The organism is Vreelandella lionensis (genome assembly GCF_044543515.1).
In the GTDB taxonomy this organism is placed as follows: Bacteria; Pseudomonadota; Gammaproteobacteria; order Pseudomonadales; family Halomonadaceae; genus Vreelandella; species Vreelandella lionensis.
This window is the reverse complement of record NZ_JBITWC010000019.1, coordinates 57,415-83,343: the sequence shown is the minus strand read 5'-3', so window position 1 is coordinate 83,343 and position 25,929 is coordinate 57,415. Positions and strand designations below refer to the sequence as shown.

Annotated in this window: 25 protein-coding genes; 10 read left to right on the top strand and 15 right to left on the bottom strand. The window is 56.2% G+C overall.

The genetic code is table 11. The features are described from left to right. The first annotated feature begins 114 nt into the window (after positions 1 to 114). The 3 genes from ACIGG6_RS12815 (at position 115) to ACIGG6_RS12805 (ending at position 3,749) form a co-directional block, all read left to right on the top strand. On the top strand, positions 115 to 1,488 hold the full coding sequence (locus ACIGG6_RS12815) for an aspartate aminotransferase family protein (protein ID WP_399844866.1): 1,374 nt from the start codon (positions 115 to 117) through the stop codon (positions 1,486 to 1,488). 30 nt (positions 1,489 to 1,518) lie between these two features. Beyond that, on the top strand, positions 1,519 to 3,015 hold the full coding sequence (locus ACIGG6_RS12810; RefSeq protein WP_399844874.1) for a CoA-acylating methylmalonate-semialdehyde dehydrogenase: 1,497 nt from the start codon (positions 1,519 to 1,521) through the stop codon (positions 3,013 to 3,015). A 113-nt stretch (positions 3,016 to 3,128) separates the two neighbouring features. After that, positions 3,129 to 3,749, top strand: a complete 621-nt coding sequence (locus ACIGG6_RS12805; RefSeq protein WP_399844865.1) for a TetR/AcrR family transcriptional regulator — start codon at positions 3,129 to 3,131, stop codon at positions 3,747 to 3,749. Between the two features lie 22 nt (positions 3,750 to 3,771). On the opposite strand, the gene ACIGG6_RS12800 is transcribed toward ACIGG6_RS12805, so the two are convergent. After that, a complete protein-coding gene (locus tag ACIGG6_RS12800) occupies positions 3,772 to 3,981 on the bottom strand; it encodes a DUF1127 domain-containing protein (protein WP_399844864.1) in 210 nt (69 codons plus the stop codon). 165 nt (positions 3,982 to 4,146) lie between these two features. On the opposite strand from ACIGG6_RS12800, the gene ACIGG6_RS12795 reads away from it, so the two are divergent. After that, entirely contained in the window at positions 4,147 to 5,589 is a 1,443-nt protein-coding gene (locus tag ACIGG6_RS12795; protein WP_399844872.1) for a PLP-dependent aminotransferase family protein, read from the top strand. Then, positions 5,589 to 6,551 (top strand): zinc-dependent alcohol dehydrogenase family protein, encoded by a 963-nt coding sequence (locus ACIGG6_RS12790; RefSeq protein ID WP_399844863.1) that lies wholly within the window; start codon positions 5,589 to 5,591, stop codon positions 6,549 to 6,551. Before ACIGG6_RS12795 ends, ACIGG6_RS12790 begins: the two co-directional genes overlap by 1 nt. A gap of 8 nt (positions 6,552 to 6,559) precedes the next feature. Here the strand turns inward: ACIGG6_RS12790 and ACIGG6_RS12785 are convergent, their stop codons facing one another. The 3 genes from ACIGG6_RS12785 to pcsA are packed head-to-tail and all read right to left on the bottom strand — an operon-like array spanning position 6,560 to position 8,337. After that, the gene (locus ACIGG6_RS12785; protein WP_399844862.1) at positions 6,560 to 6,964 is read right to left on the bottom strand and encodes a VOC family protein; all 405 of its coding nucleotides are present in this window, start codon (positions 6,962 to 6,964) and stop codon (positions 6,560 to 6,562) included. Between the two features lie 23 nt (positions 6,965 to 6,987). After that, entirely contained in the window at positions 6,988 to 7,596 is a 609-nt protein-coding gene (locus ACIGG6_RS12780; RefSeq protein ID WP_399844860.1) for a DNA-3-methyladenine glycosylase I, read from the bottom strand. Next, the gene (gene pcsA, locus ACIGG6_RS12775) at positions 7,597 to 8,337 is read right to left on the bottom strand and encodes a phosphatidylcholine synthase (protein WP_399844859.1); all 741 of its coding nucleotides are present in this window, start codon (positions 8,335 to 8,337) and stop codon (positions 7,597 to 7,599) included. A gap of 169 nt (positions 8,338 to 8,506) precedes the next feature. Here pcsA and ACIGG6_RS12770 point away from each other — a divergent pair, with 169 nt between their 5' ends. After that, positions 8,507 to 8,956, top strand: a complete 450-nt coding sequence (locus ACIGG6_RS12770; protein WP_399844857.1) for a GNAT family N-acetyltransferase — start codon at positions 8,507 to 8,509, stop codon at positions 8,954 to 8,956. A 16-nt stretch (positions 8,957 to 8,972) separates the two neighbouring features. Here the strand turns inward: ACIGG6_RS12770 and ACIGG6_RS12765 are convergent, their stop codons facing one another. Further along, on the bottom strand, positions 8,973 to 9,449 hold the full coding sequence (locus ACIGG6_RS12765; protein ID WP_399844855.1) for a YbaK/EbsC family protein: 477 nt from the start codon (positions 9,447 to 9,449) through the stop codon (positions 8,973 to 8,975). A gap of 51 nt (positions 9,450 to 9,500) precedes the next feature. Next, positions 9,501 to 10,748, bottom strand: coding sequence for a cytosine deaminase (codA, locus tag ACIGG6_RS12760; protein ID WP_399844854.1), 1,248 nt, complete (start codon positions 10,746 to 10,748; stop codon positions 9,501 to 9,503). Positions 10,749 to 10,997: 249 nt separating this feature from the next. On the opposite strand from codA, the gene ACIGG6_RS12755 reads away from it, so the two are divergent. The 3 genes from ACIGG6_RS12755 to ACIGG6_RS12745 are packed head-to-tail and all read left to right on the top strand — an operon-like array spanning position 10,998 to position 14,225. Next, entirely contained in the window at positions 10,998 to 12,443 is a 1,446-nt protein-coding gene (locus ACIGG6_RS12755) for a diguanylate cyclase domain-containing protein (protein ID WP_399844853.1), read from the top strand. Beyond that, positions 12,433 to 13,332 (top strand): amino acid ABC transporter substrate-binding protein, encoded by a 900-nt coding sequence (locus ACIGG6_RS12750; RefSeq protein ID WP_399844851.1) that lies wholly within the window; start codon positions 12,433 to 12,435, stop codon positions 13,330 to 13,332. Before ACIGG6_RS12755 ends, ACIGG6_RS12750 begins: the two co-directional genes overlap by 11 nt. 11 nt (positions 13,333 to 13,343) lie before the next feature. Next, positions 13,344 to 14,225 (top strand): amino acid ABC transporter substrate-binding protein, encoded by an 882-nt coding sequence (locus ACIGG6_RS12745; protein ID WP_399844849.1) that lies wholly within the window; start codon positions 13,344 to 13,346, stop codon positions 14,223 to 14,225. 65 nt (positions 14,226 to 14,290) lie between these two features. On the opposite strand, the gene ACIGG6_RS12740 is transcribed toward ACIGG6_RS12745, so the two are convergent. Genes ACIGG6_RS12740 through ACIGG6_RS12715 form a run of 6 tightly spaced genes read right to left on the bottom strand, consistent with a single transcriptional unit; the run spans position 14,291 to position 20,612 of the window. After that, entirely contained in the window at positions 14,291 to 14,608 is a 318-nt protein-coding gene (locus tag ACIGG6_RS12740; protein WP_170968087.1) for an AtuA-related protein, read from the bottom strand. Beyond that, positions 14,601 to 15,974 carry an acyclic terpene utilization AtuA family protein gene (locus tag ACIGG6_RS12735; RefSeq protein ID WP_399844847.1) on the bottom strand — a complete coding sequence of 458 codons (1,374 nt, stop codon included), beginning with the start codon at positions 15,972 to 15,974 and terminating at the stop codon, positions 14,601 to 14,603. Before ACIGG6_RS12735 ends, ACIGG6_RS12740 begins: the two co-directional genes overlap by 8 nt. Continuing rightward, the gene (locus tag ACIGG6_RS12730) at positions 15,971 to 16,819 is read right to left on the bottom strand and encodes a 3-keto-5-aminohexanoate cleavage protein (RefSeq protein ID WP_399844845.1); all 849 of its coding nucleotides are present in this window, start codon (positions 16,817 to 16,819) and stop codon (positions 15,971 to 15,973) included. The genes ACIGG6_RS12735 and ACIGG6_RS12730 overlap by 4 nt, the downstream gene beginning before the upstream one ends. After that, positions 16,816 to 17,745, bottom strand: coding sequence for a 3-hydroxyacyl-CoA dehydrogenase NAD-binding domain-containing protein (locus ACIGG6_RS12725; RefSeq protein ID WP_399844843.1), 930 nt, complete (start codon positions 17,743 to 17,745; stop codon positions 16,816 to 16,818). The genes ACIGG6_RS12730 and ACIGG6_RS12725 overlap by 4 nt, the downstream gene beginning before the upstream one ends. Further along, a complete protein-coding gene (locus tag ACIGG6_RS12720; protein WP_253504666.1) occupies positions 17,742 to 19,619 on the bottom strand; it encodes a TRAP transporter permease in 1,878 nt (625 codons plus the stop codon). The genes ACIGG6_RS12725 and ACIGG6_RS12720 overlap by 4 nt, the downstream gene beginning before the upstream one ends. A gap of 18 nt (positions 19,620 to 19,637) precedes the next feature. Beyond that, the gene (locus tag ACIGG6_RS12715) at positions 19,638 to 20,612 is read right to left on the bottom strand and encodes a TAXI family TRAP transporter solute-binding subunit (RefSeq protein ID WP_058578141.1); all 975 of its coding nucleotides are present in this window, start codon (positions 20,610 to 20,612) and stop codon (positions 19,638 to 19,640) included. Between the two features lie 130 nt (positions 20,613 to 20,742). Between ACIGG6_RS12715 and ACIGG6_RS12710 the strand changes: the two genes are divergently transcribed. Continuing rightward, positions 20,743 to 21,690: a LysR family transcriptional regulator gene (locus ACIGG6_RS12710; protein WP_399844841.1), complete on the top strand. Its 948-nt coding sequence runs from the start codon at positions 20,743 to 20,745 to the stop codon at positions 21,688 to 21,690. Positions 21,691 to 21,708: 18 nt separating this feature from the next. Here ACIGG6_RS12710 and preA read toward each other — a convergent pair whose 3' ends face one another. Genes preA through hydA form a run of 3 tightly spaced genes read right to left on the bottom strand, consistent with a single transcriptional unit; the run spans position 21,709 to position 25,921 of the window. Next, a complete protein-coding gene (gene preA, locus ACIGG6_RS12705; RefSeq protein ID WP_399844839.1) occupies positions 21,709 to 23,052 on the bottom strand; it encodes an NAD-dependent dihydropyrimidine dehydrogenase subunit PreA in 1,344 nt (447 codons plus the stop codon). Then, a complete protein-coding gene (locus ACIGG6_RS12700) occupies positions 23,049 to 24,428 on the bottom strand; it encodes an NAD(P)-dependent oxidoreductase (RefSeq protein ID WP_399844838.1) in 1,380 nt (459 codons plus the stop codon). Before ACIGG6_RS12700 ends, preA begins: the two co-directional genes overlap by 4 nt. A 53-nt stretch (positions 24,429 to 24,481) precedes the next feature. Beyond that, positions 24,482 to 25,921, bottom strand: coding sequence for a dihydropyrimidinase (gene hydA / locus ACIGG6_RS12695; protein ID WP_176303957.1), 1,440 nt, complete (start codon positions 25,919 to 25,921; stop codon positions 24,482 to 24,484). Between the last annotated feature and the right edge of the window lie 8 nt (positions 25,922 to 25,929).

The following is a 25,929-nucleotide window of genomic DNA, read 5'->3' as shown; positions in this document are numbered from 1 at the left end:
GCCGCCCAATTACGTCTAAATTCTCTAACGTGAACAAAAGAAAAGGTTAATTTTATAAACGTGGTGGGTGGCGCATGCTGTGGCTATGCCTGTTAGCGATGGAGCTTGGCCACTATGTTTGGATTAAAAAGCGGATTAAAAAACCGCACGACTTCCCACACACACACAGCCGATGAGCAGGGCACCGCCCTCAACCAGCATTTCTGGATGCCGTTCAGCGCGAACCGCGATTTCCGCGCCAACCCGCGCATGATTGCGGGGGCGGAAGGGCGTTATTACATTGATGACCAGGGGCGCAAGCTGTTTGATTCGCTCTCTGGCCTATGGACCTGCGGGGCAGGCCATAACCGTGAAGAGATCCAAAAAGCCGTGGCGGCGCAGCTAGGCACTTTGGATTTTGCCCCCGGTTTTCAGATTGCCCACCCGTTGGCATTCAAACTGGCGGAAAAGGTCGCGAGTTTAACGCCTGCCGGGCTGGATCACGTGTTTTTCACCAATTCCGGTTCAGAAGCTGCCGATACCTCGGTCAAGATGGCCAAGGCGTATTGGCGGTTAAAAGGTAAGCCGGAAAAAACCCGCATGATCGGCCGCGCCAAGGGCTACCACGGGGTGAATATTGGAGGCACCAGCCTGGGCGGTATTGGCGGCAACCGTAAGCACTACGGCCAGTTGATGGACGTGACGCACCTGCCCCACACCCTGCAGGCGGGCCATGCGTACACCCGTGGCCAAGCGGAAACTGGCGCTGAGCTGGCCGATGCGCTGCTGGATCAAATCGCCCTGCACGATGCCTCTACCATTGCGGCAGTGATTGTGGAACCGATGTCAGGCTCGGCGGGTGTGATTGTGCCGCCAAAAGGCTATCTGGATCGGCTGCGGGAGATCTGCACCGCCCACGATATTCTGCTGATTTTTGATGAAGTCATTACCGCCTTTGGCCGCAGTGGGGCCACCACCGGGGCCGAAGCGTTTGGCGTCACGCCGGATATCATGAACGTGGCCAAGCAGATCACCAATGGCGCGATCCCCATGGGGGCGGTGATTGCCACTGGCGAGATTTTCGACACCTTTATGCACGCAGGCGGTGCCCAGCACGCCATTGAATTCCCCCACGGCTACACCTACAGCGCCCACCCCGTGGCTTGCGCGGCGGGGCTGGCAGCGCTGGAGATGATGGAGCGTGAAAACTTCCCCGCTCAGGTGAATGCCATCGCTCCGGTATTCGAGCAAAAGCTGCACGCCTTAAAAGGCCACAACCACATTGTCGATATTCGCAACTACGGTTTGGCCGGTGCTCTTCAGTTAGCGCCGCGCAACGGCGACCCCACCATTCGCCCCCGCGATGCGCATATGGCGCTGTGGGAAGCAGGCTTTTACGTGCGCTACGGTGGCGACACCCTGCAGTTCGGCCCTCCCTTTGGCACCACGGAAGCCGAGCTTGAGCGTTTGTTCGATGCCGTTGCGACCACCCTGGATTCACTGGCGTAACCCTGGCCAACCCTGTTTTGGAGTTTCATGATGAGTGTTGTTTCCCACCTGATTAACGGTGAGCTAGTGGAAAGCCAGCGCACGCTGGACGTCACCAACCCTTCTACGGGAAAAGTGATCCGCCACGTGGCGGATGCCAGCGCGGCGGATGTGGAGCGTGCCATTGCCGCAGCCCAGGCTGCTTTTCCTGCCTGGCGCGATACGCCGCCTGCCAAGCGCGCCCAGGTGATGTACCGCTTTAAGCAGCTGCTGGAAGAGCACGCGGACCGCCTCGTGCAACTAGTCAGCGAAGAGCATGGCAAAACGGTCGAAGACGCCATGGGCGAGCTGAAGCGTGGCATTGAGAATGTCGAGTACGCCTGCGGCGTGCCGGAGCTGTTAAAAGGCGAGTACTCCCACAACGTGGGGCCAGGCATTGATGCCTGGTCTAACTTCCAGCCGCTGGGCGTGGTCGCGGGCATTACCCCGTTTAACTTCCCCGCCATGGTGCCGCTGTGGATGTACCCGATGGCGATTGCCTGCGGTAACACCTTCATTCTTAAGCCTTCCGAAAAAGACCCATCAGCGGCTATGGCCGTGGCCGAACTGCTGCAAGAAGCGGGGCTGCCCAAAGGTGTGATGAACGTGATTCACGGCGGTCGCGAAGCGGTAGAAACACTCTTGGATGCCAAAGCCGTGAAAGCCATTTCGTTTGTGGGTTCCACGCCCGTGGCGGAAGCGATTTATTCCCGAGGTTCGGCAGCGGGCAAGCGCGTTCAGGCCCTGGGCGGGGCTAAGAACCACGCGGTGATTCTGCCGGATGCCGACCTAGAAAACGCCGCCAACACGCTGATGGGCGCTGCCTACGGCAGCTGCGGCGAGCGCTGCATGGCGATCTCGGTAGCGGTGTGCGTGGGCGATGAAACCGCCGACCGGTTAGTGGAAACCATGCTGCCCAAAATCGCTAAGCTGAAGGTGGGGCCGGGTACCGATAAAGTCCTGGATATGGGCCCGCTGGTCACCGCAGAGCATCGCGATAAAGTGCTTGGCTTTATTGAAGATGGTGTGAATGCTGGCGCTTCGCTGGTAGCGGATGGCCGTGGCCTGACCGTGGCTGGCCATGAGGAGGGCTACTTTGTGGGTGGCTGCCTGTTCGATAACGTCACCGCTGAGATGCGCATTTACCAGGAAGAGATCTTTGGGCCAGTGCTCTGCGTAGTGCGGGTCGGCAGCCTGGACGATGCCATGCAGCTGATTAACGACCACGAATACGGCAACGGCACCTGCCTGTTTACCCGCGATGGCGAAGCCGCCCGCCGCTTCACCGACGGTATCGAAGTGGGCATGGTGGGGGTGAACGTACCGCTGCCTGTGCCGGTGGCCTACCACAGCTTTGGTGGCTGGAAGCGCTCGCTGTTTGGCGACCTTCACGCCTACGGCCCAGACTCGGTTCGCTTCTACACGCGCCGCAAGGCGGTTTCCCAGCGCTGGCCTTCCGTCAGCGAAGCCACACGGGCGGAGTTCTCGTTTCCTACTAACCAGCGTTGACGCGATGCGCTAACTGCGCCATCTTCACTGCACCACCGCCTGCATCATTGCTGGGCGGTGGTGTATTTTTTGGTGCGTATTATGAGCGGTCAGGGTTGCAAAGGGATACCAGCGTGGCGAGAACACAGGACGAAATTCGGCAAACGAACGTCAAAAAGATCCTTCAGGCGGCGGAGCAGCTGTTTGCCGAGAAAGGCTACGCCGGGGCCTCCATGGGCGATATTGCCCAGTTAGCCGACCTGCCAAAGTCCAACGTGCACTACTATTTCGCCACTAAGAAAGTACTCTATCAAGAGGTATTGCTGGCGCTATTAGAGTTATGGAAGCAGGACGCGCTCTGTTTCGAGCTGTACGACGACCCTCGAGTGGTGCTCTCCACCTACATACGCGCCAAGATGAACCACTCCCGCAACCGCGCCCACGGCTCCCAAGTGTGGGCGGCCGAAGTGATGCAGGGCGCCCCGATGCTCAAAGAGCGCCTGCGCGATAACCTTTATGAATGGGCCAAACTAAAAGAGTCGAAAATCCGCGAATGGGTCGATTCCGGCCAAATCAACCCCGTCGAGCCTTCGTACCTGCTCTATATGATCTGGGCCTCCACCCAGCACTACGCCGATTTCGACTACCAAATTTCACTGCTGAACGACGACAAACCGCTGGACGACCTACAGTTTGAAAAAGCCGTGCAGTCGGTGACCTCGGTGATTTTAAGAGGCATTGGGCTGACGGCTTAGTATGCGCTAGTGTCCTAAGCATTTAATCGCGGCGCTGCGTTGTTAATGCTCTCTTATCTTGGTGCTTTGGTTTCCAAAACGTTTGTTTTCCCTCCTGGCAGGCCTGTTCACGGGTGAGGCCAATATCTTTCAGCAAGTGGTCATTTAGCGTGAGCAGCTGCCGACGGCTGCGGCGACGCTGCTGGTAGCGGCTTAATTGGTAACGAAGCTGAGTGAGGTTGAAGCGTGGCATGGCGGCTCTCCGAGCGGTGGGGTGCCTGTTTAGGTTACGCAGCCTGCTGGCGGCAATACAGATATAGGTTTTTTTATTTTTCCGATACAGATGGGCGTGTTATACCTCTGTATGGCGAAACGAGATGCCTTCTGTATGGCAGATGAACCGAATGGGGTGGGAGTGATGACGCGTTATGAAGAGGTGGCGGCAACGTTGCGGGAGCGGATTGAGCACGGGATTTATCGCGTGGGCGACCGGCTACCTTCCATTCGCGCGGTCTGCCAAGAGCTGAACGTCAGTATCTCAACGGCGCAAGAGGCGTATCGCCAATTGATGGACACCGCGCTGATTGAGTCGCGGCCAAAGTCGGGCTACTTCGTGCTGCCGAGTAGAGCGCCTTCGGTACTGCCTTCGATTTCTCGCCCTGCACAGCGACCATTGGATATTTCCCAATGGGATCAGGTGCTCGAGCTCGTTGCTACTCAGCGGGATGATGAACGGCTACTGCTGGGGCGTGGCGTACCGAATTTTGAGTATGAAACGCTGCGGCCTTTGTCGAAAACCCTTGCTAGCCTGCATCGCAGTAATGATCTGCACGGGTTCAACTATGACAAGCTGAGCGGTAGCCCGGAATTGCGTCAACAGGTAGCTCGACTGGCCATTACGTCGGGCTGCCTGCTACACCCGGATGACATTGTGATTACGACCGGCTGCCAGGAGGCGCTTTCGATTGCATTGCGCACCCTCACCCAGCCGGGCGATGTGGTCGCCGTCGACTCGCCCAGCTTTTACGGCACCATGCAGATTCTCAAGGCCAACGGCTTAAAAGCGTTGGAGATTCCTACCGATCCACAAACCGGTATCAGTCTGGAAGCCTTGGAGCTGGCGCTAGAGCAGTGGCCGATTCGGGCGATACAGATCACGCCGACCTTTAATAATCCGCTGGGCTACACCATGCCTGAAGCACGCAAGCGGGCGTTGTTTCAACTCGCCCAACGTTTCGATGTGGCGATTATCGAAGACGATATTTACGGCGATTTGTCATTCAGCCTGCCTAGGCCGCGCACCGTAAAATCCTTCGATGACGATGGTCGGGTGATGCTGTGCAGTGGCTTTTCTAAAACGGTAGGGCCTGGCTTGCGGGTAGGCTGGCTGGCGCCAGGCCGTTACCGCGATCAGGCGCTGCATATGAAGTACGTTTCTACCGGCGCTTCGGCCACGCTGCCGCAGCTGGCAGTGGCGGAGTTCGTCGCTAAAGGGCACTACGAGCGCCATGTTCGTTTCGCTACTCGCCAATATCAGCGCCAACGCGACATCATGATCAGTTGGGTACAGCGCTACTTCCCCAAGGGGGCGGGCATCAGCTATCCCCAAGGCAGCTTTTTGCTGTGGGTAGAGTTACCTGCTGCGGTGGATGGCGTGCGGCTCAACCAGCGCTTGGCGCAGCATGCGATCCATGTGGCACCGGGTTCGCTGTTTTCGGCCTCGGGTAAATTTCGCCAGTGTTTGCGCTTGAACTATGCGTTTACGCTAACCCCTGAGATCGAAGCGGCCGTGCGCACAGTGGGCGAGTTCGCCACCGAAATGGTGGAAGAAGCGCAGGGGCATGCGGTAGGTGTCAACTAATGCCTATGCGTCGTTATGCGCTCACCTATCGGTCGTTCGGAAAGCCGCTTGAAACACTGAAAATGGAAATAACCAAAGCCCCACCCAGGAGTGAGGGCATGCTCAGGGTGAGGATGTTATGTACTCCCGTGAACCCGTCTGATCTGATTCCAATTAGCGGTGCGTATTCGCATCGTATAACGCTTCCCGCGGTCGCCGGCTACGAAGGGGTTGGGCGTGTGATTGATGCGCCCAGACAGTACGCCTCTCTGATCGGGAAGCGAGTGCTCCCACTGCGAGGCGAAGGTACTTGGCAGACGATTCTAGATTGTAATGCGGCGCTCGCAGTGCCCGTTCCCGAGTCCATTTCTGATGCGGTTGCCGCACGAGCCTATATCAATCCTTTGGCCGCCCTGACCATGCTTGGAAACTGGCCTGTCGAGGGCAAACGGGTTCTTCTCAGTGGAGCGGGTTCCAATTGCGCTGACTATCTTGGAGCATGGGCATATCAGCATGGCGCGAAGGAGGTTGTGGGCATATACCGCTCTGAGAGTCGAGTTGCTCGTCTGGAACAGCTCGGCATCAAACCGGTATCTATCCAAGACGTATCGCAGATCTCATATGAGGCTCGTGAGTCGGACATAGTGTTTGACGCTTTAGGAGGGCCAATTGCGGCAAAAATATTGCAACTGATGGCACCGGGAACGAGCTTTATCGCTTATGGGCTATTGACGGGGCAGGCCATTCAATTGGATTCCAAACCTTGCGCTCACTATAAAAGGTTTCACCTACGCGATAGTTTGGCCAGGATGTCCGCAGAAGCTTGGCAGCAACAATTTTTGACTGTTTGGGAGCTGTTAGCCCAATTTGAGATGCCTGATTATCAACTGTTTCCAGGTCAGGAGTGGAGGCAAGCAGTCGAGAGCGCGCTTCGCCCGACTAGTCAGAAAGCGCTTCTGGACTTATCAACGCTCGGGCGGTGAAGGTGGCGTTACGTCAAATCCATAAACGGATTGTAGGCGACTTCCCAGTAGTGGCCTTCTGGGTCGCGGAAATAGCCGGAATAACCACCCCAGAACACTTCTTGCCCAGGTTTGATGAGCTCGGCACCGGCGGCAACTGCTTGTTTAAGCACTTGGTCAACGGCATCTTGGCTGCCGACATTGTGAGCCAGGGTGATACCGCTAAAGCCGCTGGGAGAGTCATCTTGAATGCCAATATCTTTCACTAGCGCTTCACGCGGAAAAAGCGATAACCAAGCGCCTTCGAGCTTGAAAAAGGCGACCTCATTGCTGTCTGTTTCGTGCTCCGGCAATCCCAAGCCTTCACGATAGAAGTGAATCGCACGAGTCAGGTCGTAGACCCCAAGAGTGATTAAGCTAATTTTAGGTTTCATAGGAAGCGCTCCTATAGATAACGCTAGGTGGGTCGCTGGAACTGTTGCCGTGCCTGCTCCACCCGTTCACGCGTGACGCAGTTCAACGAGTGATCATTGATCAGCCCCATGGCCTGCATAAACGCAAACGCGGTTGTCGGGCCAAAAAACTTCCATCCGCGCTTTTTAAGATCTTTTGCTAGCGCGATAGATTCTGGGGATGTGGTTTGGGTTTGTGGGGCAGGCAGAGAAGCGCTATCCGGTTCATAGCGCCAGAAAAACGCCGCTAAAGAGCCTTCCTGAACCACCATTTCCTGCGCACAGCGCGCGTTATTGATGGTAGCTTCGATCTTACCGCGGTGACGAATAATGCCCGCATCCTGCAGTAAGCGCTGCACGTCCCCTTCGTCAAAACGGGCGACTTTATGGAAATCGAAGTGGTGGAAAGCTGCGCGGAAATTTTCGCGCTTGTTCAAGATCGTGCGCCAGCTTAAGCCTGACTGAAAGCTCTCCAAGCAGAGCTTTTCAAACAGCCGCTGGTCATCGGCAACGGGAAAGCCCCACTCGTGGTCGTGATAGGGCAGAAACTCCGCCGCTCCGCCACACCACTGGCAGCGCGGGTGGCCGTCGGGGGCGATAAAGTCGGAGGTCATTTAGCGTGCCATCTGCCCGCCGAACCACTCTTGAGCCGTGCGCCAAAAGCACATGCCCGCGAAGTAAAGTGAGGTCAAGCCTAAGCCCCACAGAGCCCAGGCGGCATGATCAGAGTTTGAGAGGATTAACGAGGTTGCGCACACGCACCAAAGCAGCGTCACAGCGATATTGAGCGGCATAAATAGGCGCACTCGAAACGGGTGCAAAAACTTCATTTTCGTCACGGTCAGCATCGCCAGGACGAGTATTGCGCCAAACGTCAGCAGTGGCGGTAAATCAAGAATGTAAAAATAAGCGGCGGCAATGTTCCAGGCGGCGGGAAAGCCTACGAAGTAATTATCTTGGCTTTTCATATCGACGTTGCAGAAGCAGAACATCGACGACAACAAAATGATAAAGACCGAGATCAGCCCTAAGTAGGGCGGTAATTCAATGAAGTAATAAATGAACAGGGCGGGGATAAAGGCCCAGGTGAGGTAATCAATCACCATATCCAGCGTCGACCCATCGAAGTGGGGCAGTACGGACTTCACCTCATATTTACGTGCCAGGGTGCCATCAATACCGTCGATCATCATCGCCGCCCCCAGCCAAAGCAGGCAGGCCACCGGGTTGTTATCAACCAGCGCCAGCAGCGCCATCGTGCCAAGCAGCACGCCGCTGGCGGTAAACACATGCACACTCCAAGCTTTGTAAATCGGTGCTCGGGATTCAGTTTGAGTAGAGAGTGATTGGACCACGGTAACCCCAATGGGAACGCGTCGTCCCCTTGCTGTTAGATTGATTAATAAACGTTCAAAAGACGATACACTACTATAAGAAAGCCGTCAGGAAATACGCGGCGTATCCGCTGAGTGCCGCGTCACCCATTGCCACGGTGATTTAGTGCACCCACAAGGGAGGTAACGTATGACCCATGTTCGCCCTGCCACCATCCATGATCTCGACGCTTTAACCGAGCTACTAGACGGTTATCGGCAGTTTTATCAACAGCCAAGTGATATTCAAGCAGCGCGTGACTTTTTGCGCCAGCGCTTTGGGCAAGCGGATTCCCGCATTTTGGTGAGTGAAAACAGAGAAGGTGCACTCACAGGGTTTGTTCAGCTCTACCCCGGTGTTTCCACCGTCGGCTTGAATGCGCGCTGGACGTTGAACGACCTTTTTGTTCTACCCGAGTGTCGAGAGAAAGGAACAGGTAGGGCGCTCATGGAAGCCGCTACCCAGCTTGCCCGTGAACATGGCGTCGCGCGTTTGATATTGATGACGCAGGTAGAGAATGAGCGCGCCCAGCGTTTGTACGAATCGCTGGGCTGGCAGCGCAATACGGCGTTTTATGGCTATTTACTCGATGTGAAGTAAAGCACTACACCGTCGCTTAGCTGGTGCTCTCTGGCAACTTACACACGTCCACCCACTGAGCACCGGCCAGCTCGGCCAATTGCTTGGGGCTTAAACGCACCGCGCTGTTCGGTGAGCCCGCAGCGGGGAGCACTTCATCGAACGCGTGTAGGGATTCGTCGCAATAGACGGGGAGATCCGTTGCCAGCCCAAACGGGCATACTCCGCCCACCGGATGGCTGGTCAGTTCCATCACTGTGTCAGCATCGAGCATTTTGGCTTTGCCACCAAACGTATCGCGGATCTTGCGATTATCGATCCGTGCATCGCCACTGGCCACAATCAGCAGTGGTTTCTCGCCTACTTTAAACGCCAATGTTTTAGCAATCTGCCCAGGGGCGACACCGTGAGCCTCGGCGGCGAGCTGTACGGTCGCCGTGCTTGTTTCCAGCTCTTCAATGGCCACCTCTGGCGCGTGCTCGGCAAAAAACTGGCGAACGGTCTCGATGCTCATGGTGTGCTCCTTGGACAAGTGGAATCGCTAATCTAACTTGCCAGCGTGGGGTTAGCCAATCCATGGCGGTGTGACGATACGTGATGGCTCCCGCTGCATGATGATCTCACCGTGCCGCACGGAAAGTAGTACATCACCCTGGTTGCGCAGCACGCTGTAGTCATCTTCGCCCTCTAGTAGATTGAAGCTGGCCGGTTTGCCCACTTCTATGCCGTAGCGCGATTCGATATTCATAGTGCGGGCACTGTTATCGGTAATCAGCGAAAGCGCGCTGCTAAAATCCTGGTAGCCCATCATTTGGCAGATATGCAGGCCAAAATCGAGCGTGCGTAGCAGCTTGCCGTTACCTAACGAGTACCAGGGGTCGAAGATGGAATCTTCTGCAAAGCAGACGTTGATTCCTGCTTCGTTAAGCTCTTTCACGCGGGTGACACCCCGCCGTTTTGGGTAGGTATCAAAGCGCCCTTGGAGGTGAATACTCTCCGTTGGGCAGGAAATAAAGTTGATGCCCGAGCGCTTGAGCAACAGAAAGAGCTTAGAGCAGTAGGCGTTGTCGTAAGAGTGCATCGCGGTAGTGTGGCTGGCGGTCACACGGCTGCCTAACTCATTGAACAGAGCCTCGCAGGCCAGTACTTCAAGAAAGCGCGAGTTGGGATCGTCGATCTCATCGCAGTGCACATCCACCAAGCGGTCATACTTCATCGCCAGCTCAATCACCCGCTTCATGGAGGCCACGCCTAGCTCGCGGGTGTATTCAAAGTGGGGAATACCACCCACCACGTCAGCGCCGATCTCCAGCGCCTCTTCCATCAGTTTGTCGCCACCGGGATAAGAGAGCAGGCCGTCCTGAGGGAAAGCCACCACCTGAATGTCGATTTTATCCTTCAGCTCATCACGCAAGGCGCAGAGTGTTTTTAGCCCCACAAGGCTTGGGTCGCTGGTATCGGCGTGGGTGCGCACAAACTGAACGCCGTTACCGATGAGTAGGTTTAAGGTTTTTAACACGCGTTCGCGAATGTCGGCCTCGTTAAGTAGCGGTTTGCGCTCGCCCCAGCGCTCAATCCCTTCAAACAGCGTGCCGCTTTGGTTCCAGCTTGGCTCACCCGCCGTTAGGGCGGCATCCAAGTGGATATGAGGCTCGATAAACGGCGCACAGATGAGCTTTCCGCCGGCATCAAGTTGTTCAGCGGTTGCCGTTTGTGGCGCATCTTGTGCCGTGATATCCGTGAATAGACCGTTACTTATCTCGATTCGGTAAAGCTCAGGGCGTTGGCGCAGGCGTGCGTTAATCACTTGCATAGGAGTACTCCTTTTCGCACTGAAGATTAAAACCATTAAGTTTCAGCAAAAGGCATGCCAAATAAGCCGTTCAATTCAGAGGCGTAGCGTTTAAATGGTGTACTTATGAATGTTTCATTTAGTGATAGTTTGTTAATTAATCATGAGCCTACAGCTATTGCTGAGAGGTCGATACCGTTACTCCAAGATTTTGGTCGCTTATAGCATCTGTGCGGATGGCCATAATGCAGATTAAAGGACACGTACTGCATGCAAGAGGTAAGTGCTGATAATGCGCCTGTTTCAAAGGTAAAGCTCCCGTGGCACCGCACGGTGGTGGGCAAAGTCGCCATCTTTATGCTGCTGGGCGTTATTTTTGCCTATCTCATTGGGGCTATGCTGGGCTTTACGATGGTCGAGCGCAGCGCCCGGGATCAGTGGGGGCGAGAAGCACAGGTCAATGCACAGATTGTCAGTGCTACCATCCGCCGTATTTATACCTCAGTTGCTGTACGTACCGATTCCACTGGCCAGGTGAACCAACTGGTTTCCGCACGACCCATTGGCGATGAAGACTCCGTGCTCAGCACCGGTTTCAGCCCTATCGATGTGCTGGCACTGGCTAGCGCCCAGACCCGACATAACGTCTGGCTCTTTGCACAAAGTTCTAGCGGCACGTTGACTCCGGTGGCAGATGCCTTTAACAGCGCCGTTGGGGATATCGTCTTTCTAGATATCTCTGAATTGCCCAAAAGCCTGTCAGCAAACGAGTTTTATGTGGGGTTTGCGCGTATTGGTAAAGAGGAGCACTTCGTTAGCTCTCTGCCGATTATAACGCCCCAAGGCAATTTACACGGGATTGTTGTCTCAAGTATTGGTTTAAAAAGTGAGCTTTATCAGGTGCACCGTGACCTGATACTGAAAGTAGTGGCATCGTTAGTTTTGGTGCTGTTAGCTACTGCTTTGCTGGTTAGCATGCTGATGAAGCGGCTGTTTAAGCCTGTTCCTCGCTTAATACGTGCTCTGACGCATATTGCCCATAATCAAACCGAGCATGCCACGCCCTATACTCAGCGCAGCGATGAGATTGGCTGTATGGCACAGGCCATTGAAGCGCTGCGTAAAAAAGTAGCAGAGCGTGAGCATCTGTTGGAAGTGAAAGAGCAAGCGCTGCGCTATCAGCATTTAGCACATCACGATGCCTTAACCAAATTACCGAACCGGGTGCAGTTCAACGACGCGCTACAAGAAGCCGTCATGCAAGTGCCTGATGGCACTCCGTTTAATGTGATGATTTTTGATCTGGACCGCTTTAAAACGGTGAACGATACCCTCGGCCATGCGGCGGGCGATGCGTTGCTGGTAGAAGCCAGCCAACGGGTACAAGGGTTGCTGGAGGAGAGTGACCTAGTCGCACGGTTAGGAGGAGACGAATTCTCGATCATCCAGCATGCCAACCGCGATGCCTTGTCCGAAGCCAACCAGCTGGCCCGCCGGTTGGTAGAGGTGCTGCAAGAACCCTTCGCTATTGATGGCCACGAGGTGCGCATTGGCGTGAGCGTGGGTATCGCGCTAGCTCCCCGAGATGGCACCAGCAGCCATACGCTGTTACGCAGTGCCGATGTGGCGCTTTATACCGCTAAGGAGATGGGGCGGGGGCGCTACGCGGTGTTTAGCCCGGAGATGACCATGGGAGCGAAACATCATGATACCTAAGGCAATGCCCTGGCTAGCAGCTGCTTTAATCAGCTTGCACGCCAACGCTGAACCTATCGCGACGGATGCCTCCCCAACGCTTAAACGTATTGCTAACAACCAGGCCATTGCGATTGGTCATCGCGACAATGAAGTGCCTTTTTCTTACTTGGTAGATGGGAAGCCCGTCGGGTATTCCATTGATTTATGCATGGCGGTGGTAGAGAGCATTAGTGAGCAGCTCGGTGGCCCTCCTCTCGATGTTCACTTTGTGCCGGTGACTCCGGTGAATCGTTTTATTCTGCTGCGTAATGGTGAGATTGACTTAGAGTGTGGCGTCACCACCAGCACTTCTGAACGCCGCCAGCAGGCCGCGTTTTCCTATCCTCATTTTCTCACCGCCACGCGCTATGTCGCACTGGCAGAAAATGACATGCACACGATCGCGGACTTGGCTGGCCGCAGCGTTGTCTCGACAACGGGCACGATTAACGTTGAGCAGTTAAATGAGCTCAATCGTACCCAAGGGCTGAATATCGCGGTGATGTTAAGCCGCAGCCATGAGGAAGCGTTCTCTATGGTCGCCAACGAACAAGCGGCGGCGTTCGTGATGGACGATATTTTACTCGCCAGCCTCGTGTCTGCGGCGGACTCGCCTCAGCGTTTCCATATCTCTCAAGAGGCGATTAGTGAGCCTAAGCCCTATGGCTTGATGATGTCACTGGAGGATGCGGTATTTGCTGAGGTGGTTAACGAAGCGCTGTATGAGCGCTATCAAAGCGGCGCTATTCAGGCGCTGTACGATAAATGGTTTTTACAGCCCATACCGCCAGTAAACCGAGTGATTGGCTTGCCGTTAAGCTCAGAGCTGGCCGCCATATTTGAGCGCCCAGATGATTACGCTGACTAAGGAGGTAAGATATGCAACGAGTGCACGCGCGGTGGTGGGTGGGGCTGTTAATGGCTGTTTGGGCGATCTCCTCGGCAGCGGCATCAGAGATCGATACGCTACAGCGGCTGAGTGAAACCGGCACACTTCGCGTGGGTTATGGCGATACCGCTCCCTTTTCTTACCAAGATGAAGAGGGCAATGTGCTGGGCTACTCCATTGAGTTATGCCAGCGGGTGGCGGCGCAGTTACAGCAGCAGCTTAACCTGCCCAAGCTCGATATTGAGTACGTTTTCCGCACCCCCGGTAATCGGGTTCAGCTGTTAAACAGCGGCGAAATCGATATTGAGTGCAACGCCAGCACCAATAATGCGGAGCGAAGGCGCAGCGCTGATTTTTCGCTTAGCCACTTTTTTGTCTCTGTACGCTTTGTGGCACTTAAAGAGAACCAGTTTTTCACTCTGCAGGACCTCGCCGGGAGGAGCGTGAGTGTGGCCCGGGGAACCGTCAATGTAGGACAAATTAACCAAGCCAACCGCGAACAGCAGCTCAACCTTTCTGTCGTGCCGGTGGAAACGCTGCAAGAAGCCTTTGATCTAGTAACGGAAGGTCGTGTCGCCGCCTTTGCCATGGACGATATCCTGCTCAGCACGATGATCGCTGAATCGGAAGATCCCTCAGCCTATTCGCTTTCAGAAGAGGCGGTTACCGCTGAAGAGCCGCTGGGCTTACTGATGCGCCAAGGGGACCAAGCGTTCGTGGAGCAGGTCAACCAGGCGCTGCGCGAGATTTATCAGCGGGGAGACATATTGGCGTTGTATGACAGGTGGTTTCTGCAGCCGCTACCCGGTAAGGGCATCACTCTTAACGTGCCTATTAGCGAGACGCTAGCGCAGCATTTTATGAACCCGTAGCGCTATGAACACGACGCCAAGCCGCCCACGTTGATGGGAGCCGTTCAAAGGGCGGCTTGGCGTATTTAAGTAGGAGGAGTCACCTGCATAGATAACAATAAGGCCGATAGCGTTTTACCATGCCCATCCAAGTTTAGAGCGCCATTGACGCCACCTTGTAGCGCGTCATCAAGCACTAAGTTCACCCCTTTTAGATGAGGCAATAAATAGCGGGTGACGTGACTCACACCCCGATGCTCAAATAGCGCTGCAACGTTTGGCTCTGAAAGTTGCTCAACCAGCCAAGCGTAGTGATCCTCCTGATACACAAATACCCCTAGGCTGAGTCGGTCGCCTTTATCGCCGGCCCGGGCATGGGCATAGCGGTGCAATAGTTCACTCATTCCCCTCTTCTCCATGCAGTGTAACGGTGGGGGCCACTTGTTGCCTGGGTACCAAATACGAGGCTGTTTTTAAGCGTTGTGTATGGTGGCGTCGTACGCCGCCACCTCCCGCTGGCCCACAGCAATAGAGCGCCAATAACTCCTGTGTTGCCAGCTCAACCACGCTTTTGTCTGCATGCTCTACGGCAAGACGAAGGCGAATATCGTTGGCGGCGTCCTGCAAAGTTTGAGCGGTGAGCTGTGAGTCGCCATCGAAAACGCTGGAAATGCCAATTAAGTCAAAGCGTGCACGCAGATTGGCGGGGCAGCGTAATGCCAGCCGTTGGCGCAGGGTTTCTCTGGCCAGGTTTGCTCTAGCGAAGGCATTAGGGCCCGCATAGGAAATCTCGGCTTCGCCTTGGTAACCATCTAGAAAACTCACAGTGGTTTTTAAACGATCAGGCGCTGGCTTGCCGCGTACACCGGTGACTTCAACACGATCTTTAGCAAGCTGCCTGACCCGGACGTGCTCAAGATCAATGACGACATCGGGAGTGATATAAGCACTGGGGTTATGTATTTCATACAGCAACTGCTCTTTGACCGTTTGCTCGGTGACTAAACCGCCCGTACCCGGTGGTTTGGTCACTACCAGCCGCCCGTTACGCTCAACCTCCACCAGGGGATAGCCTAGGGAGGCCATGCCAGGGACCTCTTTAACTCCCGGATCAGCAAAGTAACCGCCGGTCACTTGCGTGCCACACTCAATCAAATGGCCTGCTAAGGCCCCGGCGGCTAGTTTGTCCCAATCATCGCCTGCCCAGCTGTGGTAATAACAGAGTGGGGCAAGCGCGAGTGAGGGGTCGGCCACTCGCCCTGTAATCACGACTTGAGCCCCTTGGGCCATGGCCTCGATTAAGGCATCGGCACCCAGATAGACATTGGCGGCGACCACTTGCTCTAGTGCGGAAATAGACCGCTTTTCGCCCTCCCAAGCCTGCCAGTCGAGGGCATGCAGGCGGTCTCTAACATCATCGCCATGAATAGTGGCCAAGCACGCTTGAGAGTGGCCTAAGCGCTGAGCCAACTGCTGAATACGACGGCATGCGGCAGTTGGATTCGCCGCGCCAAAGTTACCCAAAATCGTAATATGGTTAGCCAGGCAATCACTCAGAACGGGCGATAAAAACTCTTCCAGCAGCGGCTCATCACCGCTGTCCGGGTCTTTGATCCGGCGTAACTGGGCAGCCGCCAGCGTGCGTTCCCCGAGTGTTTCAAACATCAGCGCACGAGGAGCATCATAAGACATGAGGGCATCGACCAGCGGCCTAGCCGCATCGGTGCGATCACCAGAGAAGCCCGCGCCACAACCTACCACGACCGTCATAAGGTCACCCCCGTATTAGCAGCGGTAGTCAGGGCGAGAAAACGGCGTGCCTCGGAGGCATTCATCACCCGGCGTCCAGTCGCTTCGATACGAGCTTTAGTCGCGGCGACTAGCTCGGCATTGTTGGTGGCGAGTTGGCCATCCGATCGCCATAGATTATTTTCAAAGCCGACTCGGGTATGACCACCTTGCTGGGCCGCCAGCGCTAAACAATCACCTTCGGTTGGCCCAAACGCACAGACTGCCCAATGGTCACCAGCCATTAATGCTTGTAAAAAGCCGGGTAGACGGCTTGGGTCGGCAATGGGCGGGTCAACGTAGCGCCCAAGTACGAAGAGTAAGAAAGCCGGACCATTAGGCACAGCACCTTGCTCTCTTAAATGATTGAAGTGAATGAGGTCTTCAGGCGAATAAACGATGTATTGAATGTGTGTTCCGCGGCTGGCCAGGTAACGGCACAGCTCGCCACTGGCTTGAACCTCATGAGCATCACCGAACCATTCACGCACCGCGATAGACACGTAGCCTGGCTGCAATGCCTGCATCACATCACGTTGTTCTGAGGGGGAATACCGCCCTCCTGCTTCGCTGGTGACTTGAAGAAGTAATTGATCTCCTACGGTTTCCTTAATGGCGCTAATGGCATCGCGGTAGGCACCAGCATCGAGTAAATGACGCCCGTCGGCTTCACGTACATGCACATGCATGGCGGAGGCGCCCGCTGCCAGACACTCTTGTGCATCTCTTGCAAGTTCCTCAGGGGTGAGAGGAATGGCGGGATGGTCGTGGTAGACGCGCCGAGCCCCATTAGGGGCTACCATTAGCAAACAAGGTGAGAGGCTCATAGGGTCTCCTCCTGTTTTACGTTAATTGCCAGCGCTTGCTGAATAGCCGTCAACTGCCGATCTCGTTCAGAAAAAAGGTCAGGCAGTGATTGGCCTTGCGTCGCAGATTCAACCTCATGGATCACTTGCGCATACAGTTCATCGTTCATGGTCGGTTGGCCTAAGCTAGCCCAGCGATACTCCTGACTAGGGCCGAGGTGTTCCAAGTAGTGGCGAATACCCCCTTGGCCGCCGCCCAGATGATAAGTCAGAAATGGCCCTTGAATGGCCCACCGCAGCCCTGGGCCTGCCGTTACCGCTAGGTCGATGTCTTCCACGCTGGCCACGCCTTCCTGTAATAGATAAAGCGCTTCCCGCCACAATGCCGAAGAGAGCCGATTCGCAATATGGCCAATCATCTCTTTACGTAGCATCACCGGCTGCTTACCGATACGCCGATAAAAATCGACCAATCGCTGCACCAGCTCAGTGTCTGGCCCGTAGAGTTCGACCAGAGGGACTAGGTGGGGCGGATTGAAGGGGTGCGCGATAATAATGCGCTCAGGCGCAGGTGCCCCCTTAGTGATATCAGAGTGCTTTAAAGAAGAGGTGCTGCTCACCACCAACGCTTGTGAAGGCGCTGCCTGTTGAATATCTGCTAAGAGCTGTTGCTTGAGCGAGACGGATTCAGGCGCATTTTCGACGACCAGCTCTGCGCCTTCTAAGGCCTCTGCCAGCGTTTGCGCGACCACTGGCGTGCGGGCCTCGGCACCAAGGGCACGCATATCTTCAGCCACGCGCTGGGTAAATTGGGCGCGGGCGTTGGCATCCGGGTCGAAAGCCGTGACATGTAAACCGCGAGAAAGAAAGTAGGCGGTCCAACTAATGCCGATAGTGCCACAGCCAATCATCGCAATATTCGTCATGTTCACTCCTTGATGACTCATAGCTCCGCTCCTTGCAGTGCAACACGCCGAGAGGATTGCCAGGCCCATAGATAGAGCCCCGTCAGTCCCGCAATGCCGACTAACCCAAGTGCGATATTCGGCACCAGCGCCAATAGCCCTGTGGTTGCCAGCAGCGCACTATCCAGCCATCGGTTGCCGAAAAGGCGAGCGCCCCCCAATATGCCCGCGAAAGCCAAAACAAAGGCCATGGCACGTGCGGCGGCTAAGGTAATGTCCCAGGCATCGCCTAAACCGATAAGCGCGGGGTACGCCAGAATCAAGAAGGGAATAATGTAGGTGGTGGCTCCCAAGCGGATAGCGTGCCCCGCGACTTGTAACCAGCCCGCCTTAGCGATCCCCGCAGCAACAAACACCGCAATGCACACAGGCGGAGTGATGACCGAGATGGTCGCAAAATAGAAGACGAACAGATGGGCGACCAAGGGTTCGATACCGATGCGGGTCAGCGCAGGAGCCAGTACGGCAGCGACCAGCACATAGGCCGCGGTAGTCGGAATGCCCATGCCCATAATCAAGCAGATGACCGCGACAATTAGCGCGACTAGAAACACCTGCTCACCAGCAACACTGACCACTAGCGTCGACAGCGTGACGCCAATCCCCGTTAAGTTGAGCATGGCCACCAGAATCTGCGCCCCGGCGAGCAACACCCCAATGATGACCATGCCCTTGCCAGCATCTTCCAGGCCCGTTAGTAGCGAACGTACGATTTGGCGGGGCGGCGTTCGGTCCAATAAAGCAAAGAAGAGATAACTGACCAGCAGCAAAGTAATGCCCAAGAAAGCTGCGAATTGGATGGAGTAGCCATTGAGAACGCCACCAAACAAGCCACCCAATGCGGCAACAATCGGGGTCAGCCGCTTAAATTGGAGCACATCTGGCCAAGCGGGAAGCTCGCTCTCTGGGACCAGCGGTAAGGCTTTGCGCACAGCGACCAAGTGCAGCGTAAAAAAGACCGCTACATAGAAAAGGAACGCGGGTAACACGGCGGCTAAGGCAATGGTGACGTAGCTGACACCGAGTATCTCAGCCATGATAAACGCTGCAGCGCCTAAAATCGGCGGCGCGATCTGGCCCCCGGTAGATGCAACCGCTTCAACGCCGCCAGCAAAGGCCGGTGGGTATTTGAGCCGTTTCATCATAGGAATGGTGAAGTTGCCCGTGGTGGCTACGTTAGCCACCGCGCTTCCGCTCACCATCGCAAATAGGCTGGAAGCCACGGTCGCGATTTTGGCGGCGCCCCCTTGGCTTCGCCCACCGATGCGCATTGAAAGATCAATAAAGGTCTGGCCGCCACCTGTGTGGAGCAAGAGACTGCCAAAGAGTACAAACGCGGCAATGGTAGTGGCAGCTACGCCGAGTAGCATTCCCCATACGCCTAAATCCCCGAGAAACAGCGTCTCTGTCACGAAACTAGCATCAAAACCTCGATGGCTGAGCGGGCCTGACAGTCGGTCACCCAGCAGGGCATAGGCGATACCGATGGTGACTAGTAGCGGGAATACCCATCCAATAGCCCGTCGGGCCACTTCCAAAATAGACACCACTAAAATGGCCGTGAGCGCCATATCCTGGGGGGTGGCCCAGGGTAGCGTGGTCAGAATGCTATTGGCGTTGAAGGTAATAAACAGGCAGGCGGTAATTGCCCCCAGGGCTAATAAACAATCAATCACCACCCCTACTGGGCGCCATGTTTTACCAGCGCCCAAGGGATAGGTGAGTAACCCCAGCCCGATCACCAGCGCAAGAAACAGACTGCGATGAACCAAGCTTTCAAAAGGCCCGGCCGCTGAGGTGTAGAAGATGAAGCCGCCCAAAAACAGGGCGACCAGCATGAGCAGTTTATTGCGCATGGAACCGAGCTCCTTCCCTTATTCTGATGGCATCAGACGGTCAGGAATATCGTATCCCTGCTCTTCAAAATAGCGTGCGGCACCAGGGTGAAAAGGCACTGTTCCGCTGCTAAGGGTGAGTTCGGCGATATCAACATCGGCGAGATTAGCGAGCGCACTGACCTGCGGTTCGGGATTTTCCATCACGGCTTTAACAATTTGGTAAGCCGTTTCTTCATCAAGTTCGGGGCTTGCGTGCATCGCTAAGCCAAAGCTCCAGGTCGTGTAGGCGGGCATGCCATCCGCCGCTCCCTCGGGGATATTGACCACGGAAATATCAGGCATCTGTTCATTCAGCGTTTCAGCCTGTTCATCGCTAAGCGACAGCACTTGGATCGGCGTAAACGTTGCAATATCCATGGAGGAACCATCCAGCTTTTCACCTACGCCAGATTTGACGTACCCCGCCATGCGATTGTCTTTTACACCGGCAACCACGTCCGTGGTAGAGCCGCGCACATACTCAGGGGTTAGGCCCAGCGTCTCCATGACGGCAATCGTCGTTGCTTCGGTGGCCGAGCCGGTGATGCCAGGATTGAGGCGGGCACCGTCCAATTCCGCCATGCTGGTCACGCCAGAGTCTTCGCGCATCACGACATTTTGTGGTGCTTGGGAATAGACCCAAAGCAGGCGGTTATCGACGGGGCGGCTTTCAAACTCTCCCTCACCCGCATAGGCGTGATAGCCCACGTTCGTGGTGACGAGGCCCATGTCGACCTGGTTTCTTAAAATGCGGCGCAAGTTGTCCACTGTGGCACCGGTTTCTACGACCGAGGTGCGCACACCGTCCACATGCTGATTAATAATTTGCCCAACGGCGACGAAATAGCCGTATTGGCTAGACGATGTAGAGGTTGAGCCAATTAACAGCTGCTCTTCTGCTTGAGCAGCCGTGCCTGCGATTAAGCCAGCGCTGAGAATGGCGGTTAAGAGCGGCGTTTTTAGTGAGTACATAGCAATTGCTCTCTCTGGGTATTGTGGGTTGTTGGTTCCAGAAGATGCGTGTCATTTGACTTATTAAGAATGAGAGAGCCTGCTAGTATTTGTCTAATATAATTATACGAACGAGACTTTTACTTTATTTATGCAGCCTTCAATCCGACAACTAAAAGCCTTTGTGGCGATTGCCGAGTTCGGCAGCTTCGTTGAGGCGTCCGAGCGCCTGCACATGTCGCAGCCAGCCTTGAGTATTGCTATTCGAAAATTGGAGGAGTGTGTTGGCGGTGTCCTGTTTAATCGCTCGCCGCGAGGCGTACAGCTCACTCCGGAAGGAAAGTTCTTTCTGCCCACGGCTAGACGGCTGATTGGCGATTGGGATGAGGCGCTGGGCGATCTGGGAGAGCTGTTCAATAAACAGAGAGGCAAAATAACGCTCGCCGCGCTGCCGACATTAGCGGCGGGATTTTTGCCAACCGTGCTCGCCGACTATCGGCGTCGATTTCCCAATATCGCCATCAGCGTTCACGATGTATTAGCCTCCCAGGTAGATGATCTTGTTAGCGATCATCGGGCAGATATCGGACTATCGGTACAGCCGCTGCGCGCAGAAGCAACTCATTTTGAGCCGCTCGTAGAAGACTACTTTGTCGCGGTATGTCCGGATGGGCACCCCTTATTAGCGATGGACACCGTGCCTTGGGAGGCGCTACTGCGCTACCCCATTATCGGCGTGAGCCGCTTGTCGAGCACGCGTGCTGCGATAGAGAGCGTCTTAAAAGAGCTGAGCCTTGAAATGGATTTGATGTGTGAAGTCAGCCAAATTGGCACCGCCGGACGGATGGTGGCCGCAGGTTTAGGGGTGGCTGCGCTCCCTTCACTCAGCTTTCGCCAGATTTCCGCGGAGGGCATAGGCTGGCGGCCTTTAACGGCCCCACACGTTCCGCGGTCATTAGGCATTATTACTCCCTCGCGTGGCTCACCTTCTGCAGCAGCGACCGCCATGCTGGAACTAGTCCGAGAGCATGCTGCTTCCCTACGCGTACGTTTTGAAAGTGGAAATGCGACCGCTTCCTATAAAGGAGGCGGTCGTTAGAGTGATCATCCTGGATGGTTATGAAGCGACGCGGAAGGGATTACGCGGGTCGTTATCCCAGGCGAGGAAGGGTTTGCCGGTTTCTTGCGGCACCATCGTAATGCAGTTTTCCACCGGGCAAGTGATTTGGCACAGGTTGCAGCCCACGCACTCGTCTTCGATCACCTTGTAGCGCCGCGCGCCGTCCTGCTCGGTGAGCTTGGCAATCGACTGGTGAGAGGTGTCTTCGCAGGCGATATAGCAGCGGCCACACTCGATGCACAAATCCTGGTTGATATGGGCGATGGTCTTGAAGTTGATATCCAGATGCTTCCAGTCGGTGGTTTGCGGCACCGCCTTGCGGGAAAACGCCTCTATTGAGTCGTAGCCTTTTTCCGCCATCCAGCGGGAGAGGCCGTCTTTCATCTCCTCTACAATCCTAAAGCCGTTGAGCATGGCGGCGGTGCACACCTGCACGCTGCCTGCGCCCAGGGCGATAAATTCCGCCGCATCCCGCCAGGTGGAAATACCGCCGATGCCGGAAATAGGTAGCTTGGGTGTGGCTGGGTCACGGGCAATTTCTGCCACCATGTTAAGGGCGATGGGTTTCACGGCGCTACCGCAGTAGCCGCCGTGGGTGCTCTGGTGGCCGACGGTGGGTTTGGCGACCATGTTGTCCAGGTCGATGCTGGTGATGGAATTGATGGTGTTGATCAGCGAGACCGCATCTGCGCCGCCACTTAGCGCCGCCTGGGCACCCACGCGAATATCGGTAATGTTGGGGGTGAGTTTGACGATCACCGGCTTGGAGTAGTGCTTCTTACACCAGTAGGTGACTTTCTCGATCAGGTCGGGGTTTTGGCCCACCGCCGCGCCCATGCCGCGTTCCGGCATGCCGTGAGGGCAGCCCAGGTTGAGCTCAATGCCATCTGCACCGGTGGCTTCTACCAGCGGCAAAATGTAGGCCCAGGCCTCTTCATTACAGGGCACCATGATGGAGACGATTAGCGCCCGGTCGGGCCAATCCTTCTTCACCTGGGTGATCTCTTTGAGGTTGGTCTCCAAAGAACGGTCGGTAATCAGCTCGATATTGTTAAAGCCGATGACCTCACGGTTTTTGCCGTAGTGAGCGGAGTAGCGGGAGGAGACGTTGACTGCCGCAGGCTCTTCTCCAAGGGTTTTCCACACCACGCCGCCCCAGCCCGCTTCATAGGCGCGCACGACGTTGTAGGCTTTGTCGGTGGGCGGGGCAGAGGCCAGCCAGAACGGGTTCGGGGCTTTGATACCGGCAAAATTTACCGACAGATCAACGCCGTTCACCACGCTGTCGCCGCTGTTTTTCTTGCCTGGAAAAGAGAGGGTGTTGAAAGGCGTGGTGTTCATGCGGCCTCCTGTTGGGCGGCGAGCGCTTGATGGATGGCGTGAGCCGCCAGCTTGCCGTGCTGCACGGCTTGTACGGTGAGATCCTGGCCGGGTTTCACACAGTCGCCTCCGGCGTAAACGTTGGGCAGTGAGGTTTGGAGCATCTCATTGACGTGAATGCGCTCGCCGTCGCGGGCAAGCTCCGCGGCAGTGGCGTCGCGCAGGCTTTCGCCAGCGAAGCCCTGTCCGATGGCCTTGAAGATGGCATTCCCAGCAATTTCGAAGGTGTCTCCGGTGGCCGTTAATTGGCCCGCCTGCTCCTGAGTCTTGGCAAAGCGCATGCCTGCCACCTGCCCTTGCTCATTCAGCAGAATCTCGTCGGGCTGCGCCCAGGTGATCATGCGTACGCCGTTGGCTTTGGCGATCTCCTGTTCATGGTCGGTGGCCGACATCGCCTCAGTGCCACGGCGATACACCAGCGTGACCTCAGCCGCGCCCAGCCGCGCCATTTGCGTGGCCATATCGATCGCGGTGTTACCCGCGCCAATCACGATGCAGCGCTTGGCCACGGCCAAGCTGCCCAGGTCATCGGTCTGGCGCAGGGTTTTAATGTAGTCCACCGCAGGCATCAGGCCCGGTGCATCCTCGCCGGTTAGTCCCAGCGTACGGCTGGCCCCTAGCCCCAAACCCAGGAATACGCTGTCGTACTGCTGGCGCAGGGTGTCGAGGGTAAGGTTGTCGCCCAGGCGCTGGCCGTACTGAAGGTCGATGCCGCCAATCTCCAGCAAGAACTCGATTTCTTTACGGGCAAAGTCATCGGTCATTTTGTAGCGGGCGATGCCGTACTCGTTGAGCCCGCCGGGTTTTTGCTCAGCCTCAAAAATCGTCACCTGATGGCCCAACATCGCCAGGCGATGGGCGCAGGAGAGTCCCGCAGGCCCGGCACCCACCACGGCGATGTGTCGGCCAGTGCTGGCGGCGCGCTTAAACGGGTGGCTCTCAAACTGCATATGATCGGTGGCGTGGCGCTGGAGCAGGCCAATCAGCACCGGCTGGCATTCCGCGTCATGGTTACGCACGCAGCTACGCTCGCAGAGGATTTCGGTGGGGCATACGCGGGCGCAGCTGCCGCCAAGGATATTGGCTTCCAGAATGGTTTCCGCTGCGCCATTAATGTTGTTTTCACTGAGTTGGCGGATGAAGCTCGGTATATCAATATCCGACGGGCAGGCCTCGACGCAGGGCGCGTCAAAGCAGTAGAGACAGCGCTGGCTTTCGATGATGGCCTGGCGCGGCGTCAGCGGCGGGTGCAGATCGCTGAAATTATGCGCCAACGTCGCTGGGTCGTAGGTGCCGACCTCTTTTGCGCTGGGCAGGTGATCAAGTGAATGGGTCACGGTCGTTTCTCCCTGGTCCTTCTGGACTGTTCTGTTCTTCGTAGGGGCTGGGATTAGCGCTTAACAGCCATTGGCGCATTCAGCTCGGCGCGCTTGGCGAGCAGCTCGAACACGCCGGGGTAGGCGGGGCGTTCCAAGTAGCGCCCTGCGCCGCGTTCGGCGTGTAGCTCGCCATCACGCCATGTCCACTTGCCCTGGCTAATGGTATGACGGGCAATACCGCGCACCGTTTTGCCCTCGAAAATGTTGAAATCGACGTTTTGGTGGTGGGTTTTCGCGGAGATCGTGCGCGTACCGTTCGGGTCCCACACCACGATGTCAGCATCGGAGCCCACTTGGATCGCCCCCTTGCGCGGGTAGAGGTTGAATATTTTGGCGGTGTTGGTGGAGGTGACCGCGACAAACTCTTGAGGCGATAGCTTGCCGGTATTCACGCCTTCGTCCCACAGCACGGCCAAGCGGTCTTCCACGCCTGCGGTGCCGTTGGGGATCTTGGTGAAGTCATCTTTCCCAGCGGCCTTCTGCTCTTCGCAGAAGCAGCAGTGGTCGGTGGCGGTGGTTTGCAGATTGCCGGATTGCAAGCCGTGCCAGAGCGCTTCCTGGTGCCCTTTAGGGCGGAAGGGCGGACTCATGACGTGGGCGGCGGCAGTTGCCCAGTCGGGGTTTTGATAAACGCTGTCGTCGATTACCAGATGGCCCGCTAAGCACTCGCCAAATACCGGGTGACCCTGCTGGCGGGCGTAGGCGATTTCATCCACGGCGTCCTTGGTTGAAACGTGTACCAAATAAACCGGTGCACCCAGGGTGCTGGCAATACGAATCGCCCGGCTGGCGGCTTCGCCTTCCACCTGAGGTGGTCGGGAAAGCGGATGCGCTTCTGGCCCGGTCATCCCCTGGGCGAGCAGCTTTTGCTGCATGTGGTAGACCAGCTCGCCGTTTTCCGCGTGTACCGTGGGGATCGCCCCAAGCTCTAAACACCGCGAGAAACTCTCCACCAGGATATCGTCGGTGGCCATGATCGCGCCCTTGTAAGCCATAAAGTGCTTGAAGCTGTTGACCCCATGCTCCCGAACCAGCGTCCCCATCTCTTCTTTGACGCTCTCGTCCCACCAGGTAATGGCCACGTGGAAAGCGAAGTCGGTGGCAGCTTTTTCGGCCCAGCCTTGCCAGGTGTTAAACGCTTCCAGCAGCGACTGGCCGGGGCTTGGGATCACAAAGTCGATGATGGTTGTGGTACCCCCTGCCATGGCGGCGGCGGTGCCTGTGTAGAAATCTTCGCTGGCCACCGCGCCCATAAACGGCATCTGCATATGGGTGTGGGGGTCGATACCGCCGGGCATCACCAATTGGTGGCTGGCATCGACAATCTCGCAGCCTTCCGGCACGTCTAAATCGGTGCCAATGGCGTGGATTTTTCCATCGACGCAGAGCACGTCAGCGCGGTAGGTGTCGGCGTGGGTGACGACGGTGCCGCCCTTGATCAATAAACTCATGGTTCACT

What these genes read in the sequence shown, in the direction of transcription:
- ACIGG6_RS12735 (WP_399844847.1), bottom strand. Translation starts at nt 15,974, where the DNA reads ATGACGGTCGTGGTAGGTTGTGGCGCGGGCTTCTCTGGTGATCGCACC.
- ACIGG6_RS12790 (WP_399844863.1), top strand. Translation starts at nt 5,589, where the DNA reads ATGCCTATGCGTCGTTATGCGCTCACCTATCGGTCGTTCGGAAAGCCG.
- ACIGG6_RS12785 (WP_399844862.1), bottom strand. Translation starts at nt 6,964, where the DNA reads ATGAAACCTAAAATTAGCTTAATCACTCTTGGGGTCTACGACCTGACT.
- ACIGG6_RS12795 (WP_399844872.1), top strand. Translation starts at nt 4,147, where the DNA reads ATGACGCGTTATGAAGAGGTGGCGGCAACGTTGCGGGAGCGGATTGAG.
- ACIGG6_RS12740 (WP_170968087.1), bottom strand. Translation starts at nt 14,608, where the DNA reads ATGAGTGAACTATTGCACCGCTATGCCCATGCCCGGGCCGGCGATAAA.
- ACIGG6_RS12725 (WP_399844843.1), bottom strand. Translation starts at nt 17,745, where the DNA reads ATGAGTCATCAAGGAGTGAACATGACGAATATTGCGATGATTGGCTGT.
- ACIGG6_RS12715 (WP_058578141.1), bottom strand. Translation starts at nt 20,612, where the DNA reads ATGTACTCACTAAAAACGCCGCTCTTAACCGCCATTCTCAGCGCTGGC.
- ACIGG6_RS12800 (WP_399844864.1), bottom strand. Translation starts at nt 3,981, where the DNA reads ATGCCACGCTTCAACCTCACTCAGCTTCGTTACCAATTAAGCCGCTAC.
- ACIGG6_RS12745 (WP_399844849.1), top strand. Translation starts at nt 13,344, where the DNA reads ATGCAACGAGTGCACGCGCGGTGGTGGGTGGGGCTGTTAATGGCTGTT.
- ACIGG6_RS12710 (WP_399844841.1), top strand. Translation starts at nt 20,743, where the DNA reads ATGCAGCCTTCAATCCGACAACTAAAAGCCTTTGTGGCGATTGCCGAG.
- ACIGG6_RS12750 (WP_399844851.1), top strand. Translation starts at nt 12,433, where the DNA reads ATGATACCTAAGGCAATGCCCTGGCTAGCAGCTGCTTTAATCAGCTTG.
- ACIGG6_RS12755 (WP_399844853.1), top strand. Translation starts at nt 10,998, where the DNA reads ATGCAAGAGGTAAGTGCTGATAATGCGCCTGTTTCAAAGGTAAAGCTC.
- ACIGG6_RS12765 (WP_399844855.1), bottom strand. Translation starts at nt 9,449, where the DNA reads ATGAGCATCGAGACCGTTCGCCAGTTTTTTGCCGAGCACGCGCCAGAG.
- preA (WP_399844839.1), bottom strand. Translation starts at nt 23,052, where the DNA reads ATGAACACCACGCCTTTCAACACCCTCTCTTTTCCAGGCAAGAAAAAC.
- ACIGG6_RS12810 (WP_399844874.1), top strand. Translation starts at nt 1,519, where the DNA reads ATGAGTGTTGTTTCCCACCTGATTAACGGTGAGCTAGTGGAAAGCCAG.
- ACIGG6_RS12770 (WP_399844857.1), top strand. Translation starts at nt 8,507, where the DNA reads ATGACCCATGTTCGCCCTGCCACCATCCATGATCTCGACGCTTTAACC.
- ACIGG6_RS12730 (WP_399844845.1), bottom strand. Translation starts at nt 16,819, where the DNA reads ATGAGCCTCTCACCTTGTTTGCTAATGGTAGCCCCTAATGGGGCTCGG.
- hydA (WP_176303957.1), bottom strand. Translation starts at nt 25,921, where the DNA reads ATGAGTTTATTGATCAAGGGCGGCACCGTCGTCACCCACGCCGACACC.
- ACIGG6_RS12815 (WP_399844866.1), top strand. Translation starts at nt 115, where the DNA reads ATGTTTGGATTAAAAAGCGGATTAAAAAACCGCACGACTTCCCACACA.
- ACIGG6_RS12780 (WP_399844860.1), bottom strand. Translation starts at nt 7,596, where the DNA reads ATGACCTCCGACTTTATCGCCCCCGACGGCCACCCGCGCTGCCAGTGG.
- ACIGG6_RS12720 (WP_253504666.1), bottom strand. Translation starts at nt 19,619, where the DNA reads ATGCGCAATAAACTGCTCATGCTGGTCGCCCTGTTTTTGGGCGGCTTC.
- codA (WP_399844854.1), bottom strand. Translation starts at nt 10,748, where the DNA reads ATGCAAGTGATTAACGCACGCCTGCGCCAACGCCCTGAGCTTTACCGA.